Source organism: Nocardia sp. GCM10030253 (genome assembly GCF_042675075.1).
Classification (GTDB): Bacteria; Actinomycetota; Actinomycetes; order Mycobacteriales; family Mycobacteriaceae; genus Nocardia.
The window spans coordinates 231235-247417 of sequence record NZ_JBHTDL010000005.1; the positions used below are offsets into that span (position 1 = coordinate 231235).

The window sequence follows — 16183 nt, forward strand, 5'->3', positions numbered from 1 at the left end:
CCAATGGCTTGGGTCGGCACACATCGGCCGACGTAGCAACCGCTAGGCTTTGGCGGTGAACGATCGATCGGGGGTTGCGGATCCGGCTGAGCAGCCCGCCGCCTCGGAGCATGTGCGCTCGGAATCCGCCGCGACCGGCTCGGTGTCGTCGCGACCCCCGTTGTCGAACCGGCAGGTGCGCTGGCTGATCGGCGCCATCGCGTTGTTCGTCGTCTCGGCCGTCGTCTCGCTGCTCGTGCACTGGTGGAGCGGCTACATCGATCTGCAGGTCTACCGCAACGGCGCCCGGGTCTGGCTGGACGGCGGCGAGCTGTACGGCCCGATGCCGCCGGTGATGGGAATCGGGCTGCCGTTCACCTATCCGCCACTTGCCGCGCTGTTCTTCGCGCCGCTGGCGCTGATGCCGCTGCTACTCGCCGAAGTGCTCGTGGTGGCCACATCGGTGCTGAGCCTGGGCATCACGCTGTGGCTCGTGCTCGCGCGGCTGCGCCCAGAGCTGGACCGGATGGTCGTCCTACCGCTGGTGATCACCGCTGTCGCACTGCTGCAGCTGCTGGAACCGCTGCGCCAGACCTTCGGCTTCGGGCAGATCAACCTGGTGCTGATGGCGGCGATCACGATGGATTGCCTGGTGCGCAAACCGTTCTGGCCGCGCGGCATGCTGATCGGCATCACGGTATCGGTGAAGCTGATACCGGCCGGCTACCTGCTGTATTTCCTGCTGCGCAAGGACTGGAAAGCGGCGGGCACCCTGGTGGTGTCCGCGGCCGCGGCCGTCGGGCTCGGATTCCTGCTGTTCCCCGGCGATTCGGTCGAGTACTGGTTCCACACGCTGGCCGACACCGGACGGATCGGGCCGCCGTACTTCGCGGGCAATCAGTCACTCAAGGGCATGGCATTCCGGCTCGGCGTCTCCGATTCGCTGGCCACCCTGATCTGGATCACGCTGTCGCTGGTTGCGATCGGTCTTGCCGCGATCTGGATGCGCAGGCTCATCGAGGCAGGTGCGAACGTGGCCGCGCTCATGGTCAACGCGGCCGCGGTACTGCTGGTCTCCCCGGTCTCCTGGTCTCATCACTGGGTCTGGATCGCGCCCGTCCTTGTGGTCGCCGCCGACGCCATCGAACGCGGCAGGCGCAATCGGTGGTTCATCGGCGCCGTCGCCGCATGCACCGTGATGTTGGCGATCGGCCCGCAGTGGCTGCTGCCGCACCAGCACGATCTCGAGCTCGGCTGGGCGTGGTGGCAGCAGCTCATCGGCAGCGCCTATGTGTTCGTCACCCTCGCGATATTCGTTGTCGCCGTTGTCAATTACCGTCCTGCCGTGGCGGGCGTGAGGAAGGCTGCCAGCGCCGCGGCGTAGGCAGCGACATCGTCGGCGCCCATCATTTCGCGGGCCGAATGCATGGCCAGCTGTGCCGCGCCGACATCGACGGTGGACATCCCGGTGCGCGCGGCGGTCATCGGGCCGATGGTCGAGCCGCACGGCAGATCGGCGCGATGCACGTAGCGCTGCAACGGCACCTGCGCCTGAGCGCAGGCCAGTGCGAACGCGCCCGCGCCCGCCGCGTCGGTGGCGTAGCGCAGGTTCTGGTTGACCTTGAGCACCGGGCCACCGTTCACCTCGATCCGGTGCGCGGGCTCGTGCCGGTCCGGATAGTTGGGGTGCGTCGCGTGCGCCATATCGCCAGAGGCACAGACGGATCCGGCCAGCGCTTCCAGATATTCGGCGCGGCCACCGCCACGGGAGAGCACGATGCGCTCCAGCACGGTCGGCAGCAGATCCGACTGCGCGCCCCGATCGGACTGACTGCCGACCTCCTCGTGATCGAACATCGCCAGCACCGGAATGGCGGACCCCGGCTCGGCGACCGCCGCGAGGAACGCGCGCAGCCCCGCGTAGCAGGTGCCCTGGTTGTCCAGACGTGGCGCGCTGACCAGATCGAGGTCGCGCCCGACCAGCCTGCTCGGCGTCAGGTCGTGGGTCATCAGTTCCCAGCCGAGAATCTCGAACGGGTCGACCTCGGCGTGCTCGGCGACGAAAGCGAGGAACGAGCGCGGTTCGCCGCCGACACCCCAGACCGCGTTGACGTGACGCTGCGGATCCAGCGTGACCCCGCGCCGGTCCTCGGACAGGTGGATCGCGAGCTGGGGCACCCGCAGGATCGGCTCATCGATGCGAACCAGCAGGTCGCGCATCGCGTCTCCGTCCCGCACGCTCAGCCGACCCGAAATGCCGAGCTCCCGATCGAGCCACGAATTCAGCAGGGCGCCACCGTAGGGCTCTAGCCCGACCAGCTGCCAGCCCGCGACGGCCAGATCCGGATGCTGCTTCACCCGCAGATTCGGGCTGTCTGTGTGCGCGCCGACGACCCGGAAGGGCGTGCCACCGGAGGAATCCGCGGTCGCCCAGGCAACCAGCGAACCACCGCGAACCACGTAGTGGCGACTCGGTCCGTCCGAGGGCCACGGGGCCGATTCCGAAAGCCGGGTGAACCCGTTGGCCTCCAATTCGCGGGCGGCCGTACGGCACACATGGAACGGCGAGGGCGACTCGTCGATGAACGCACACAACCCGGCGGCCGTGGCTGCGGTACTGGAAACGGGCATCCTGCGATCCTAGGCAGCTATTACCCGCGGGCTCACCGCGCCGACGGTTCGCCCGCCTGATCGACGATTTGCTGGACCTGTTCCTGCGTCTTGACCGGATCGTCGATCCAGGTCCGGAAGAAGTCGAGCGGGCAATCCGCGTGGGCGTGCGCGTGTGGTCGTGCCGCGGTGCAGCAGGCTGTACGGCCCGAAGTGGTCGCGGTCGAAATACCGCGTCTCGGGCACCGCCCGGACCGATAGCGGGCGGTACGCACTTCGTTCGGCGACACGACCGCTTCGTAGCCCATCTTCGCTCCCGACGATCGACCCAACTAATTCCGTTTGGAAACATAAGCGAAGGAACGACATTTCGCTCAGCCCGTTGCTGGTGAACCGGACTTTCGAGACATTCATCGGACGATTTGTTTCGAGCGACCCACAAGTAGTCGCCAGCGGTTACATCCGATGATTTACATTTGCATCAATTCGCCGAAACGCTCTGTTACCGAAAACCCGATCGCCGAAAGTCAGGTCGCGGAAACGAGCTCGAGCAGGCGCATCAGCTCGGCATAGCGGCGCGCACCCATCCGCGCGCGCAGCTGCTGCTCCGCATGCGCCTCCTCGGCCCGCACCGACTCCACCAGCTCGACTCCGAGCCTGCTGAGCCCGATCAGAATCCGGCGCCGATCATCCTCGGCGGCGACGCGAAAGATCAGGCCGCGCTCCGCGAGAAAGTCCGCGTGCCTGGTCGCCGACGACGGCGCCAGCTGAGACCTGGCCGCCAATTCACTCATTGTGATACCCGTCTCATTGGACAGATTCGACAGCATCGACCACTGATCGGCGGACAGTTGCCTGGCGCACAGTGCGTCATCGAGGTGACTCAGCCAACGGCGTTCCGCGGCACGCAGCGCACCATGCAGCGTGGAATATCCGCCTACAATGGTCGTCATTATTTCCTGCCTGCCCTGAATTCGCGCGAACGAGAAGCAGAGTACCGAATGCCAGCGTTCGGCGAGAGCCAAGACGGGACCATCGAGATCCTGAACATCGTTCCGATGCAGGGTCCCGGCGGTATCGTGGCAGCCTCGTGCGACGCCGCAATTTCGCTTGCGGTCGACGAAATCAACGGCGGCACAGGAATTCTCGGACGTGAAATTCGTACCACGAATATCGATGGCGGACGCGCGCCCGACGAGGTCGCCGACGAGGTCGCCGCGCTGCTCGCTACCGGAATGGTGGACGCGATCACCGGCTGGCACACCTCGGCGGTACGACTCGCCGTTGCCCGCGCCAACGCGAGTCGGGTGCCCTATCTCTTCGCCACCGGGCACGAGGGCCTGACCGACGAACTACCCGGCGTGCTCATGCTCGGCGAACACCCGGCGGGCCAGACCCTGCCCGCGGTGCACTGGCTCGAGCGTGAGTACGGCGTGCGCCGCTGGGCGATCATCGGCAACGACTACATCTGGCCGCGAGAATCAGCCAAGGCGGTGCGCGACAGCCTGCCCGATCCGAACTCGATCGTGCTGGAACGATTCGTGCCGCTCGGTTTGCCGGACTTCGGCAAGTTCCTGTCCGAGCCAGCACTGGACCGGGCCGACGCCATCCTCATCCTGATGGTCGGTGCGGACGTGGCGCGATTCAATCGGCAATTCGCCGCGACCGGGCGGGCCACCGCTCAGCTGCGGATCAGTCCGGCCGCCGACGAGAATGTGCTGCTTGCCGCCGGCCCGAACGCCAACCACAACTTCTATGTGGTTTCCAGCTTCTTCGTGGACGAGCGCACCCCCGACGGTCGCGACCGGATGGCCCGCTACCGCAAACTGCACGGCAGCTTCGCCCCCGCACTGACCAGCTTCAGCAACGCCAGCTACGAGGCCATCCACACCCTGAGCGCGCTCGCATCGACTGTGGGCTCGTTCGACGTGCCCGACATCCACGCCGCGCTCGAAAACGGCGTGCTACTCGAAACCCCGGGCGGCACAAGAGGTTTCCTTGGGAACCAGGCAATCCAGCACGGTTATATCGCCCGCGCCGCAGGAGTCGACTTCGACATCATCGACCGCATTACTTGAATTGGCTGCCCTGTGTTTTTTGGCGGCGCCTGCGGCGCCGCGTGTTCGCGGCCCCCTCAGGCTCGCGTCCGAGCCGTCGAGACTCGCGCCTTCGGCGCATGCGCTTCGACGACTCGGACGCGAGCCGGGCCGCGAACTCTAGTGCTCGATCTCGCTTCGCTCGGAAGACGGTGTCGTGGCGAGGGGGTGCGTCAGTCGCGACGCTCGCGACCTTGGTGATGCGCTTCTGCTAGCTGGTTAGACAGAGAGCTTCTGCAAGTTGGTCAGACAGCGACCAGGGTGTCCAGGACCGACAAGAACAGGCCGAGGCCGTCGTCGCTGGGGCCGGTCAGTGGTTCGGTGGCGTGCTCAGGGTGTGGCATCAGACCGACGACGCGGCCGTTGGCCGAGGCGATGCCCGCGATGCCGCGCTGCGAGCCGTTCGGGTTGGCGCCCGCGTAGCGGAACACGACACGGCCCTCGCCTTCGAGCTCGTCGAGCACGGCGGTGGATGCCTGGAACCGACCCTCACCGGACTTCAGCGGGACAAGGATTTGCGCGCCTGCCTCGTAACGCGAGGTCCACACGGTATCCGCCGATTCCACCCGCAGCCATTCGTCGCGGCAGATGAAGTGCAGGCCTTCGTTGCGGGTCAGCGCACCGGGCAGCAGCCCGGCCTCGCACAGCACCTGGAAGCCGTTGCAGATGCCGAGCACCGGCAGGCCCTGGCCCGCGGCGCGAATGACCGCACCCATCACCGGCGCGAACCGGGCGATGGCACCAGCCCGCAGGTAGTCGCCGTAGGAGAAGCCGCCAGGCACGACGACCGCGTCGACCTTCTTCAGATCGGCGTCGGCGTGCCACAGGCTTACCGCCTCGGCGCCTGCCAGACGCACCGCGCGCGCCGCGTCGACATCGTCGAGCGTGCCGGGAAAAGTGATGACCCCGATGCGCGCAGTCATGAGACGCGAACGACCTTCCATTCCTCGATCACAGTGTTGGCGAGCAGCGCCTCAGCGATCTGTTCGAGCTCCGCATCGCTGACACTGTCGTCGATGTCGAGTTCGAATCGCTTGCCCTGCCGCACATCCGAGACTCCAGCGAATCCCAGACGCGGGAGCGCGCCGACGATTGCCTGCCCCTGCGGATCCAGGATCTCGGCCTTCGGCATCACCTCGACCACGACTCGTGCCACGCGTTGCTCCTCAGGTGGTATTGGGGTGTTATCTGAGCAGCGTAGTTGTCCGAGCTGTCCGGGCCGTGTGCGGGGTCGGCTCAAAATAGGCAGGGTGCCAATAACATGGCCACATGCGTATAGCCCACTTCGGCCATTCCTGCATCCTCGTCGAACTGCACGGCAAGAAGGTGCTGTTCGATCCCGGCACCTTCTCCCACGGCTTCGAGGGCATCACCGGACTCGATGCCATCGCAATTACGCATCAACACCCCGATCACATCGATCCGCTCCGGATCGATGCCCTGATCGCGGCCAATCCCGGCGCTCGGCTGCTGGCCGATCCGCAGACCGCGAAGCACCGCGGCGAACCGTGGGAAGCCGTGCACGCGGGCAACGTGCTCGCACTCGGTGACCTACAGATCACCGGTGGCGGCGGCAGGCACGCGGTGATCCACCCGGAGATCCCGGTGATCGACAACACCGTGTTCCAGCTCGGCACCCCCGACGACCCCGCGCAGCTCGTCCATCCCGGCGACTCGCTGTGGGTGCCGCCGGTGCCGGTCGGTGTGCTCGCCCTGCCCGCCGTAGCGCCCTGGATGCGGATCAGCGAGGCCGTCGACTACCTGCGCGCGGTCAATCCGCGCACCGCCTTCCCCATCCACTACGGCATCATCGTGCCGGAGGCACAGGGCATCTTCTTCGGCCGATTTGCCGAAATGGGTCCTGCCGAAACCGAATTCAAGGTGATCCAGCCCGAGGACGCCGCTGAGCTGTAGGCCCTATGCCTGCCGTGCGTAGCTGGTCAGGAACAACGCTTCGGCCAACGCCATGTGCTCGATCTCGCTGGGGTCCACGCTCTCATTAGGGGCATGGATCAGGCATTTCGGTTCCTCGACGCCGAGCAGCATGATCTCCGCGTCCGGGTAGGTGTCGGCGAAGACATTGCACAGCGGGATCGAGCCGCCCTGCCCCTGAGTGGTCGCCGACCGACCGTAGGAGGCGGCGAGCGCCGCCTCCATCGCGACCCGGGCCGCGCCGCCACCGCCGGATTTGAAAGGTGCGCCGGTGGCTTCGGTTTCCACGGTCAGCTTCGCCTGCCACGGCGTGTTCGCCCGCAGATGGGCGGTGAGCGCCGTCAATGCCTGATCCGGATCGGTGCCCGGCGGGATACGCAGATTGAGCCTGGCCCGCGCGGCGGGCTGGATGGAAGCCGAGGAACCGACCACGGGTGGCGCGTCGATGCCGAGCACCGTCAAAGCCGGTCGCGCCCAGAGCATGTCGGCGACGGTGCCGTCTCCGATCAGTTCTACGCCGCCGAGCACGCCCGCATCGGCGCAGAACTGCTGCTCCGGATACTGCACGCCGGGCCACCGCTGGTCGCTCGGCAGACCGGACACGGTGGTGTTGCCGTGCTCGTCGCGCAATGAGGCGAGCAGGTGGATCAGCGCGGCGAGCGCATCGGGGGCCGGGCCGCCGAACATTCCGGAATGCACAGGGCCCGCGAGGGTTTCGATGGTGACGACGACATTCACATTGCCGCGCAGCGTTTCGGTGAAGGTCGGCACGCCGACGGCGAAATTCCCACAGTCGCCGATCAGGATCGCGTCGGCGCGCAACAGCTCCGGGTTGGCCTCGACGAACCGCTCGAGCCCGCCGGTGCCCTGCTCCTCGGAACCCTCTGCCACCAGCGTGATTCCGAGCGGTACATCGGAACCGAGTGCCCGCAGCGCGGTGAGGTGCATGACGATATTGCCCTTGCAGTCTGCGCTGCCGCGCCCGTACCAGCGCCCGTCTTTCTCGGTCAGCTCCCAGACCGGGGTGCGCCAGGCGGCGTCGTCCAACGGCGGCTGAACGTCGTAGTGGCAGTACAGCAATACCGTTGGTGCGCCCTCCGGCGCGGGACGCGAAGCGATGACCGCCATACTGCCGTCAGGGGTTTCGTGCAGACCGACTTTGGTCAGCCCGACGGCGGCGAACGCATCCGCCACCCACTGCGCGGTCCGGTGACATTCCTCTGGTGGGAACTGCCTGGCATCGGCCACCGACTTGAACGAAACCAACTGGGTGAGATCGGTTTTCGCCCGCGGCATCAGGGCCGCGACCCGCTTGCGCAGCTCGGCGTCATCGCCAGCGGCGGTACCGGGTTCATCGGAAATCATGCCAGCGCCTCACTTGGTTGTGTTGTCGAACTTCGTGGCCGTGGCGCCGGAGCTGCCGGCTTCTTCGCCGTCGCCGTCATCGCCGCTCCCTCTTGCACGCGTTCGGTTCGATCCGATCAGCACACTCCAGAAGCCGCCGCTAGCGCGCCGCTATCTTCACTCTGGCACGAACCGGTCGGCACGGACGACGAATCCACCAGACCGAGCGGTCTGTGTCGCACGTCGGACAGCACGAAGCCGGTCGCAATCGGAAGGTAGTCGGCGACCCGCCCCGAACGATGCTCGATCCTGCACCAGACATCAGTTGCGCTATGACATGCTGTTAGTTCATGGTGCGCATAGTAAATGGCCAGCATTCACATTTCTTCGATGAATATGCAGGTACGGCAAACAGTTTCGAATCATGAATACTGGCATCCATCGCACGGCAAACATCAAGCGAGCCGATATCCGGGAGGCCATTACGATGCAAGACATCCCTGAGCCCGACGACCTGTTCGCGCTGCCCGGCCTGAGCCGGACAGCGCCGAAAACCGGGTTCCCGACGCGGGAGATGTTCCCCCAGGTCGCCTATGAAATCGTGCACGACGAGCTGATGCTCGACGGCGTCTCCAGGATGAATCTGGCGACCTTCTGCACCACCTGGATGGACGACCAGGCCCGCAGGTTGATGGTCGAATCCCTGGACAAGAACATCGTCGACAAGGACGAGTATCCACAGACCGCCGAATTGGAGCGCCGCTGCGTGCGGATGGTCGCCGATCTGTGGCACTCCCCCGATCCGGCGCGCACGCTCGGCACCTCGACCACCGGTTCCAGCGAGGCCGCGATGCTCGGCGGCCTGGCCGCCAAATTCCGCTGGCGCCAGCGCGGCGGTGTTGTTTCGAGCGACCTGCAAGCAGTCGCTAGCGGCGTTGTTTCGAGCGACCTGCAAGCAGTCGCTAGCGGCGGCACTCCCAACTTCGTCTGCGGCCCGGTGCAGGTGTGCTGGGAAAAGTTCGCCCGCTACTTCGACGTCGAAATCCGGCAGGTCCCGCTGCGTGGGGACCGGCTGACCATGCACCCCGACGATGTGGCCGCGCACTGCGACGAGAACACCATCATGGTGGTGGCGACTTTCGGCCAGACCTTCACCGGTCTGTACGAGGATGTCGAAGGGATCGCCAAGGCCCTCGACCAGTTGCAGCGGGTCAGCGGCCTGAACATTCCCATTCATGTGGACGCCGCCAGTGGCGGCTTCCTCGCGCCATTCACCGCACCGGATCTGATCTGGGACTTCCGGCTGCCCCGAGTGAAATCGATCAATGCCTCCGGCCACAAAACCGGCCTCGCACCGCTCGGCACCGGCTGGGCGGTCTGGCGCGAGGCCGCGGACCTGCCGCCGGAGCTGATCTTCAACGTGGACTATCTCGGCGGCAGCATGGCCACCTTCAACCTCAACTTCTCCCGCCCCGGCGGACAGGTGATCACCCAGTACTACGAGTTCATCCGGCTCGGCCGCACCGGCTATTCCAGGGTGCAGTCCCAGATCTACCACGTGGCAAAGCATTTGGCGGCAGGCCTCAAAGCGCTCGGACCGTTCGAAATCATCCACGCGGGCGACCCACAGCTCGGCATCGCGGCGGTGACGTGGCGACTGAAGGACGAAGCGGACCAGGGCTTCAATCTCTACGAGCTGTCGGATCGGCTGCGCACTCGCGGCTGGCTGATCGCCGCCTACCCGCTGCCCGCCGACCGCGAGAACGAAACCGTCATGCGCGCGCTGGTGCGGCACGGGTTCAGCATCGACATGGCCGAGATGCTGCTCTCCGACATCATTCGCGGCATGGACCAGCTGATGAAACATCCGCTGACAACGTCGCTCACCAGGGCGGAGGCAGGCGGTTTCACCCACAACGCGACGGCGGCCGTGCCGAGCAAGAAGCCGATGCCCACGGTGCCGAGCAAGAAGGCGAAACACGGCAAGAAGAAGTCGTGACAATTCTCGAATAGCTCGGTGCCGCCGCCCGATCACGCCATTACGGGCGGCGGCGCCTCGCGCGGTGGTGCCGACCACACCACTCACACGGCCACGCCACTCGCGACAGCGTCTGCCACTCGCGACGTGCTCCGATCACGCCGCCCGTGCGGCAGTGAACGATTCCCAGCGATAGACGTCGCTGACCGCGCCGTGGAACAGCGCGAGATCGACCGCGTCGAGAATGGCCTGGCGCGGACCGGAACGGCCGAGCTGTGCGGCGGAGATGGCCAGGCGCAGCACGCCACCACGGCGAGCGGTGCGGGCGGCGCCCATCACCAGCGCGCGGCACCACCACGGTTCGGCGCGGAAGCCCTCGCCGATGCCGTACACGCGGGCTTTCTGCACCACATTGCGTTCCAGATCGAGGATCGAGGTGAGACCGAGCGCGAGCCGGAAACCGACCTCCGGCAGCGCCTCGATGGCGCCCGCCGACGCGTCCCAGCGCGGGGCGGCGAAGAGCCGGGTGCGCAGCTCCACCTGCTCCATCACCCGGTCCGCCGCGGTGAGGCGCAACCGTGCCTCGTGCCTGGGCAAAGTCGCGAATTCCGCCCTGCGGCGTTTGGTCGCCGCCTGGTCGTAGCCGTGCAGCACGATAGCGTCACCTCGCGCGCGGCGGCCGCGCAACCAAGCCTGCGTCGCCGGGTCGTCGACCAGCCGATACCGGCCCTTCAGCCGGGGCGCGACAAGCAGCGACATTTGCACACCGCGCCGATCCATCTCCGCGCCGAATTCGATCGCGGCATCTCGAGTGGTGTCCCGAATCCCTGACACGGACACGATCAGCTGAGCGTTCATGTACTCACGATGCCCTGGGCAGATGTACTCGGCGTGCAGGCCGGATGACCTGGCGACGAACTCCCCGTCACCAAGTGACCTCGTTTCGGCTACGCGTCGGCCAGCCCGACGATGTCGAGCATCCAGGCGTATTCGAACGCGACTTCCTTCCACTTCTCGTAGCGGCCGCTGACGCCGCCGTGGCCCGCACTCATCTCGGTCTTGAGCAGCAGCGGCGCGTCGCCGGTCTTGGTTGCCCGCAGCTTGGCGACCCACTTGGCCGGTTCCACATACAGGACGCGGGTGTCGTTGAGGCTGGTGACGGCCAGGATGGCCGGGTAGTCGGCGGCCGCGACATTCTCGTACGGCGCGTAGGACTTCATGTAGTCGTACACGTCCTTGTCCGCCAACGGATTACCCCACTCGTCCCATTCGATCACGGTGAGTGGCAGCGACGGGTCGAGGATCGAGGTGAGCGGATCGACGAACGGGACGTTCGCCAGGATGCCCGCGAACAGCTCGGGCGCCAGGTTCGCTACCGCGCCCATCAGCAGGCCGCCCGCACTGCCGCCGTCGGCGACCATGACGTCGGCCGAGGTGACGCCGGTGTCGATGAGATGCTTTGCACAGGAGACGAAATCGGTGAAGGTGTTCTTCTTGGCGAGCGTTTTGCCGTTCTCGTACCAAAGCCGGCCCATCTCACCGCCGCCGCGCACGTGGGCGACCGCGAACATCATGCCGCGGTCGAGCATCGACAGGCGGGAGACCGAGAAGGAGGGGTCGATGCTGGCCTCGTAGGAGCCGTAACCGTAGAGCAGCAACGGCTTCGGCGTCGAGGTGTCGACACCCTTCTTCCACACCAACGAGATCGGGATCCGGGTGCCGTCCGCGGCGATCGCCCAATCACGATGCTGCTCATAGTCGTTCGGGTCGTACCCGCCGAGCACCGGCTGCTCCTTGCGCAGCAGCAACTCGCCGGTGGCAGGCACATAGTCGAACACCTGCAGCGGTGTGATGAACGAGGTGAGCCCGATCCGCAGCGTCGGCTGCTCCCACTCGGGATTGGCGCCCGATCCGACGGCGAAGAGCTCCAGATCGAATTCGAGCTCGCGGCGCTCGCCGTAGCCGGATTCGGTCAGCGGCCAGACGGCGACCCTGGTCAGTGCCTCACGCCGGTAGCTGAGCACCAGGTGATCGGCGAAGCAGTCGATGTCCTCGATCCGCACGTCGTCACGGTGCCCGATCAGGATGGTCATATTCGACGGGTCCGCGGCCGGGGCGTCGGCGAGCACGAAGTTCTCCGCCTTCACCCCGTCGACGACGTCGTTGTGCAGGATCAGGAACCGGTCCTCGCCACCGACCACCGCGTGTTCCGCGGAATACTCGACGCCCTCGCGGCGCGGCAGGATGACGCGGAATTCGCCTTCGGGATTATCGGATTCGAGCACCCAGCCCTCGGTGGTGATCTTGGAACCGACCCAGATCATCAGGTACTTCTCCGAGCGGGTCGCACCGATGCTCACCCAGTAGCGCTCGTCGGGCTCGTGGAACACCTGCACGTCGGTGTCGGGGGCGGTGCCGAGGCGGTGCCGCCACACGGTGTCGGGCCGCCAGGATTCGTCCACCGTCTGATAGAAGATGTGCGAACCGTCGAGCGACCAGGTTGCGCCCGGTGCGGTCCCCGCGATCTCGTCGGCGAGCAACTCGCCGGTGCCCAGATCCTTGAACCGCAGCACGTACCGCTCGTCGCCGACGGTGTCCACCGAGTAGGCGAGCAGATTGCCGTCGTGGCTCAGCGAGAAGGCGCCAAGCGCGAAGAAATCGTGGCCCTCGGCCTGCTCGTTGCTGTCGAGCAAAATCTGCTCACCCGCGATCTCGCTGCCCACCTCCAGCTGCGGCGGGGTCCAGGCATCGATCCCATCGGCGTCCGCATCGATGGGACAGCGGCAGTGCACGCCGTACTGCTTGCCCTCGAAGCTGCGCGAGTAGTACCAGTACTCGCCCATCCGGGTCGGCACCGAAAGATCGGTCTCCTGGGTGCGTGCCTTGATCTCGTCGAAGATCTTCTCCCGCAGTGGCCGCAGATGCGCGGTCCGCGCCTCGGTATAGGCGTTCTCCGCCGTCAAGTACTCGATGACCTCGGGGTTTTCCTTGTCCCGCAGCCACTCGTACTCATCGACGAAAGTGTCGCCATGATGTACCCGCTCGGTCGGCACCGTCTTCGCGATCGGCGCCGTCACCACCGCAGACCCGCCGTCGGGGTTAGGGATCGTTCCGGTACCTGTGTCGAGAGCCATGAGCTCCACCGTAGCGGCGCACCCCTGCGACGGCGTGTTGGCGGGGCAACTCCGCCATCAGCGGTCTGTTTTGCCGGGCACCGACACCTCGACTCCCAGTAAGCTCGCGACCACGCCCCGCACCATTGCCGTCCGGCTCGCGACCGTCGCGGCGGCGCCGCTCACCTGCACCGGAATAGGGCCGCCGAGGAAGATGTTCTCGGCGAGCTGGGGCTTGATCTCGGCCTCGCGTGGGCCCGGGATCCCAGTACCGGTGGAGAGATAGATCGTCTTGCCGCGCAGGCGGTCGGCCAGCAGTGCCGGACCGTGCTCGGCCCAGGCGGGGCTGCCGGGAGCGCCCCACATCCTGAACGGGTCACCGCTCAGGAACGTTGCGCACTCCGCGCGAGCGCACCGCGAATCGACCCGGCCAGATAGTCGAGATCGGCGCGCTTCGGGCTGGTCGGGCGTCCGCGCAGACCGAAGCCGTCACCGGGTGTGCGCGGGATCACGTGCAAATGCACATGGAATACCTCCTGCCCCGCGGTCACGCCGTCGGCCAGAAAGAAGTTCACCCCGTCGCAGTCCACTTCCGACGTGCGCAGCGCCGCCGCCAACTGCTGCCCCACCTGGAACAACTTCCCACCGATCACCGGATCCAGCTCCGCGAGACTGCGCGCGGCCACCTTCGGCACCACCAGCAGATGCCCTGGCGTCATCGGCCGAATATCCATAAACGCCAGCACATCATCGTCCTCGTACACCGTGCTGGCGCCCGCCCGCCCGGCAATGATGTCGGCAAAGATCGTGTAAGGGTCCACACGGCACCCTAACGGGGCGCGGCCGGTCGGTGTCCTCGAACAATCCCGCGCATGGCCCGAGCACAGGCGCGGCCACCGCCATCAACCCCGCCGACCAGCGTGATCGGCGGGGTCCGCGTCGGCTAGAGGATCGGCGACGGCGTGTAGCGGGCCGCTTCGGGGTAGGTGTCGACGAGCTTCTGCACCTGGGCAACCACGTCGGCGACCTGGGCTTCCGCGGCGCCGATGAAGGCCGACTTGTCGGCGAGGGCGGCGTCGAGCGCGGGGCGGTCGAGAGGGAAGCGGGCGTCGGCCGCCAGGCGGTCGAGGAGGTCGGGTTCGCGACCCTGTTCGCGCATCGCGAGGGCGACGGCGACGGCGTGTTCCTTGATCACCTCGTGCGCGGTTTCGCGGCCGACGCCCGCGCGGACCGCGGCGATCAGCATCCGCGTGGTGGCGAGGAAGGGCAGGTAACGGTCGAGCTCGCGGGCGATGACGGCCGGGTAGGCGCCGAATTCGGCCAGCACGGTGAGGAAGGTTTCCATCATGCCGTCGATGGCGAAGAAGGCGTCCGGCAGTGCGACGCGACGAACCACCGAGCAGAAGACGTCGCCCTCGTTCCACTGCGCGCCCGCCAATTCCGCGGCCATCGAGGCGTAGCCGCGCAGCACCACCTGCAGGCCGTTGACGCGCTCGCAGGAGCGGGTGTTCATCTTGTGTGGCATCGCCGAGCTGCCCACCTGGCCGGGCTGGAAGCCCTCGGTGACCAGCTCGTGGCCTGCCATCAGACGGATGGTGTGCGCGAACGACGACGGGCCCGCGCCGACCTGCACCAGCGCCGAAAGCACATCGTGGTCGAGCGAACGCGGATACACCTGGCCGACGCTGGTCAGCACGGTCGCGAAGCCGAGATGCCCGGCGACCTGCTGCTCCAAGGTCGCCAGCTTGGCCGGATCGCCGCCGAGCAGATCGAGCATGTCCTGGGCGGTGCCCATCGGGCCCTTGATGCCGCGCAGCGGATACCGGTCGATGAGTTCACGCAACCTGGTCAGCGCGATCAGCAACTCATCGGCAGCGGAGGCGAACCGCTTGCCGAGCGTGGTGGCCTGCGCCGCGACATTGTGCGACCGACCCGCCATCACCAGCGCCTGATGCTCGGCCGCGCGCTCGGTCAGCCTGGCCGCGATGGCGACACCGTGCGCGTGCACGTGCTCCAGCGAGAGCCGGATCTGCAGCTGCTCCACGTTTTCGGTGAGATCGCGGCTGGTCATGCCCTTGTGCACGTGCTCATGACCGGCCAGCGCGTTGAATTCCTCGATGCGAGCCTTCACGTCGTGGCGGGTGACCCGCTCTCGCTCGGCGATGGCGGCGAGGTCGACCTGGTCGATCACCCGCTCGTAATCGGCGATCACGCCCGGCGGGAGCTCGATACCGAGCTCCGACTGGGCACGCAACACCTCCAGCCACAGCCGCCGCTCGAGCACGATCTTGTTCTCGGGCGACCAGAGATGCACCAGTTGCGGGCTGGCGTATCGGGTGGCTAAAACGTTCGGGACGAGGCTCACGACTGCGCCTCGCTGAACTGCGCCTCGCTGACGCTCGGCTCCGCCGTAAGCCAGAGCGCTGTGCTCATGGTTCGTTCGCTGCGCTCACTCACGGCAGTCAGTCTAGTGCCCGAAACCGATCCATCTGCTGGGGCGTCGCGGGCGCGACGATATCGATCACTTCGAGCAGTGCGCCGCGCGCCATTCGCCTTGGCTCCGGGTCCAATTCGCTCAGTGCCGCCACGACGGCGCCGTCGACGACGGCCACCAGCCTGCGCAATTGCTCCGGCCGCACCATCCGATCCGACCGGCGCAGCACGTCGGCGAGCAACTCGTCGAGCTGCGCTCGTAGTCGTAGCTGCACATCCCGCAACTCCGGATGCCGCGCCGATGCCACCGAACGCTCGTATCGCGCGATCAGCTGCCCACGCGCGTCTTCGTCGTTCCCGTCGGTCCCCACCAGCAAATCGAGCACCAGGTCGACCGTCGCCTCGGCGCCACGGCGCCGATGACTGACGTCGCCGACCCGATGCCGCATCGCGTCCAGCTCCGCGTTGCCACTGAATTCGACCGCCCGCGCGATCAGGTCATCGAGTGACTCGAAGTAGTACGTGGTCGACGCCAACGGAAGGTCGGCACGCGTCGCAACAGAGCGATGCCGCACCGCATCGAATCCGCCTTCGAGTAACAACTCGGCGGCGGCCGCTACCAGAGCCTGGCGACGCCGTTCGCCTTTCGGGGTCGTCGCGGTTATCACCGTGCCATCGTGCCAGTCGTCATCAGTTCA

At 66.6% G+C, this 16183-nt stretch carries 16 protein-coding genes; 4 read left to right on the forward strand and 12 right to left on the reverse strand.

Features of this window, described 5'->3' with window-relative positions; translation table 11 throughout:
* Positions 1–55 precede the first annotated feature (55 nt).
* Positions 56–1363, forward strand: coding sequence for a glycosyltransferase 87 family protein (locus tag ACFQZZ_RS09400; protein WP_378676942.1), 1308 nt, complete (start codon positions 56–58; stop codon positions 1361–1363).
* Here ACFQZZ_RS09400 and ACFQZZ_RS09405 read toward each other — a convergent pair.
* The 3 genes from ACFQZZ_RS09405 to ACFQZZ_RS09415 form a co-directional block, all read right to left on the reverse strand.
* Positions 1312–2610, reverse strand: a complete 1299-nt coding sequence (locus ACFQZZ_RS09405) for a M18 family aminopeptidase (RefSeq protein ID WP_378676944.1) — start codon at positions 2608–2610, stop codon at positions 1312–1314. The genes ACFQZZ_RS09400 and ACFQZZ_RS09405 overlap by 52 nt on opposite strands.
* A gap of 32 nt (positions 2611–2642) precedes the next feature.
* A complete protein-coding gene (locus ACFQZZ_RS09410) occupies positions 2643–2897 on the reverse strand; it encodes a hypothetical protein (protein WP_378676947.1) in 255 nt (84 codons plus the stop codon).
* Positions 2898–3116: 219 nt separating this feature from the next.
* Positions 3117–3542 carry a MarR family winged helix-turn-helix transcriptional regulator gene (locus tag ACFQZZ_RS09415; protein WP_378676950.1) on the reverse strand — a complete coding sequence of 142 codons (426 nt, stop codon included), beginning with the start codon at positions 3540–3542 and terminating at the stop codon, positions 3117–3119.
* A gap of 48 nt (positions 3543–3590) precedes the next feature.
* On the opposite strand from ACFQZZ_RS09415, the gene ACFQZZ_RS09420 reads away from it, so the two are divergent.
* Positions 3591–4667 carry a substrate-binding domain-containing protein gene (locus ACFQZZ_RS09420; protein WP_378676952.1) on the forward strand — a complete coding sequence of 359 codons (1077 nt, stop codon included), beginning with the start codon at positions 3591–3593 and terminating at the stop codon, positions 4665–4667.
* Positions 4668–4930: 263 nt separating this feature from the next.
* On the opposite strand, the gene purQ is transcribed toward ACFQZZ_RS09420, so the two are convergent.
* Positions 4931–5608, reverse strand: a complete 678-nt coding sequence (gene purQ, locus ACFQZZ_RS09425) for a phosphoribosylformylglycinamidine synthase subunit PurQ (protein ID WP_378676955.1) — start codon at positions 5606–5608, stop codon at positions 4931–4933.
* Positions 5605–5841: a phosphoribosylformylglycinamidine synthase subunit PurS gene (gene purS / locus ACFQZZ_RS09430; RefSeq protein WP_328408768.1), complete on the reverse strand. Its 237-nt coding sequence runs from the start codon at positions 5839–5841 to the stop codon at positions 5605–5607. Before purS ends, purQ begins: the two co-directional genes overlap by 4 nt.
* 113 nt (positions 5842–5954) lie before the next feature.
* Between purS and ACFQZZ_RS09435 the strand changes: the two genes are divergently transcribed.
* Entirely contained in the window at positions 5955–6599 is a 645-nt protein-coding gene (locus tag ACFQZZ_RS09435; RefSeq protein ID WP_378676959.1) for an MBL fold metallo-hydrolase, read from the forward strand.
* Positions 6600–6602: 3 nt separating this feature from the next.
* Here ACFQZZ_RS09435 and ACFQZZ_RS09440 read toward each other — a convergent pair whose 3' ends face one another.
* Positions 6603–7982: a dipeptidase gene (locus ACFQZZ_RS09440; RefSeq protein ID WP_378676962.1), complete on the reverse strand. Its 1380-nt coding sequence runs from the start codon at positions 7980–7982 to the stop codon at positions 6603–6605.
* A gap of 466 nt (positions 7983–8448) precedes the next feature.
* Between ACFQZZ_RS09440 and ACFQZZ_RS09445 the strand changes: the two genes are divergently transcribed.
* Entirely contained in the window at positions 8449–9960 is a 1512-nt protein-coding gene (locus tag ACFQZZ_RS09445) for a glutamate decarboxylase (protein WP_378678305.1), read from the forward strand.
* A gap of 135 nt (positions 9961–10095) precedes the next feature.
* Here ACFQZZ_RS09445 and ACFQZZ_RS09450 read toward each other — a convergent pair whose 3' ends face one another.
* The 6 genes from ACFQZZ_RS09450 to ACFQZZ_RS09475 form a co-directional block, all read right to left on the reverse strand.
* Positions 10096–10797, reverse strand: a complete 702-nt coding sequence (locus tag ACFQZZ_RS09450; RefSeq protein ID WP_378676965.1) for a DUF2334 domain-containing protein — start codon at positions 10795–10797, stop codon at positions 10096–10098.
* An 89-nt stretch (positions 10798–10886) separates the two neighbouring features.
* On the reverse strand, positions 10887–13073 hold the full coding sequence (locus tag ACFQZZ_RS09455; protein WP_378676967.1) for a S9 family peptidase: 2187 nt from the start codon (positions 13071–13073) through the stop codon (positions 10887–10889).
* A gap of 57 nt (positions 13074–13130) precedes the next feature.
* Entirely contained in the window at positions 13131–13418 is a 288-nt protein-coding gene (locus ACFQZZ_RS09460) for a hypothetical protein (RefSeq protein ID WP_378676970.1), read from the reverse strand.
* Between the two features lie 17 nt (positions 13419–13435).
* Positions 13436–13873, reverse strand: a complete 438-nt coding sequence (locus ACFQZZ_RS09465; protein ID WP_378676973.1) for an HIT family protein — start codon at positions 13871–13873, stop codon at positions 13436–13438.
* A 122-nt stretch (positions 13874–13995) separates the two neighbouring features.
* Complete coding sequence (gene purB, locus ACFQZZ_RS09470) at positions 13996–15417, reverse strand: adenylosuccinate lyase (RefSeq protein WP_378676976.1); 1422 nt, start codon at positions 15415–15417, stop codon at positions 13996–13998.
* A 97-nt stretch (positions 15418–15514) separates the two neighbouring features.
* The gene (locus tag ACFQZZ_RS09475; RefSeq protein ID WP_378676979.1) at positions 15515–16153 is read right to left on the reverse strand and encodes a TetR/AcrR family transcriptional regulator; all 639 of its coding nucleotides are present in this window, start codon (positions 16151–16153) and stop codon (positions 15515–15517) included.
* Between the last annotated feature and the right edge of the window lie 30 nt (positions 16154–16183).

What these genes read in the sequence shown, in the direction of transcription:
- ACFQZZ_RS09415 (WP_378676950.1), bottom strand. Translation starts at nt 3,542, where the DNA reads ATGACGACCATTGTAGGCGGATATTCCACGCTGCATGGTGCGCTGCGT.
- ACFQZZ_RS09440 (WP_378676962.1), bottom strand. Translation starts at nt 7,982, where the DNA reads ATGATTTCCGATGAACCCGGTACCGCCGCTGGCGATGACGCCGAGCTG.
- ACFQZZ_RS09405 (WP_378676944.1), bottom strand. Translation starts at nt 2,610, where the DNA reads ATGCCCGTTTCCAGTACCGCAGCCACGGCCGCCGGGTTGTGTGCGTTC.
- ACFQZZ_RS09435 (WP_378676959.1), top strand. Translation starts at nt 5,955, where the DNA reads ATGCGTATAGCCCACTTCGGCCATTCCTGCATCCTCGTCGAACTGCAC.
- ACFQZZ_RS09460 (WP_378676970.1), bottom strand. Translation starts at nt 13,418, where the DNA reads ATGTGGGGCGCTCCCGGCAGCCCCGCCTGGGCCGAGCACGGTCCGGCA.
- ACFQZZ_RS09445 (WP_378678305.1), top strand. Translation starts at nt 8,449, where the DNA reads ATGCAAGACATCCCTGAGCCCGACGACCTGTTCGCGCTGCCCGGCCTG.
- ACFQZZ_RS09410 (WP_378676947.1), bottom strand. Translation starts at nt 2,897, where the DNA reads ATGGGCTACGAAGCGGTCGTGTCGCCGAACGAAGTGCGTACCGCCCGC.
- ACFQZZ_RS09420 (WP_378676952.1), top strand. Translation starts at nt 3,591, where the DNA reads ATGCCAGCGTTCGGCGAGAGCCAAGACGGGACCATCGAGATCCTGAAC.
- purQ (WP_378676955.1), bottom strand. Translation starts at nt 5,608, where the DNA reads ATGACTGCGCGCATCGGGGTCATCACTTTTCCCGGCACGCTCGACGAT.
- ACFQZZ_RS09455 (WP_378676967.1), bottom strand. Translation starts at nt 13,073, where the DNA reads ATGGCTCTCGACACAGGTACCGGAACGATCCCTAACCCCGACGGCGGG.
- ACFQZZ_RS09450 (WP_378676965.1), bottom strand. Translation starts at nt 10,797, where the DNA reads ATGAACGCTCAGCTGATCGTGTCCGTGTCAGGGATTCGGGACACCACT.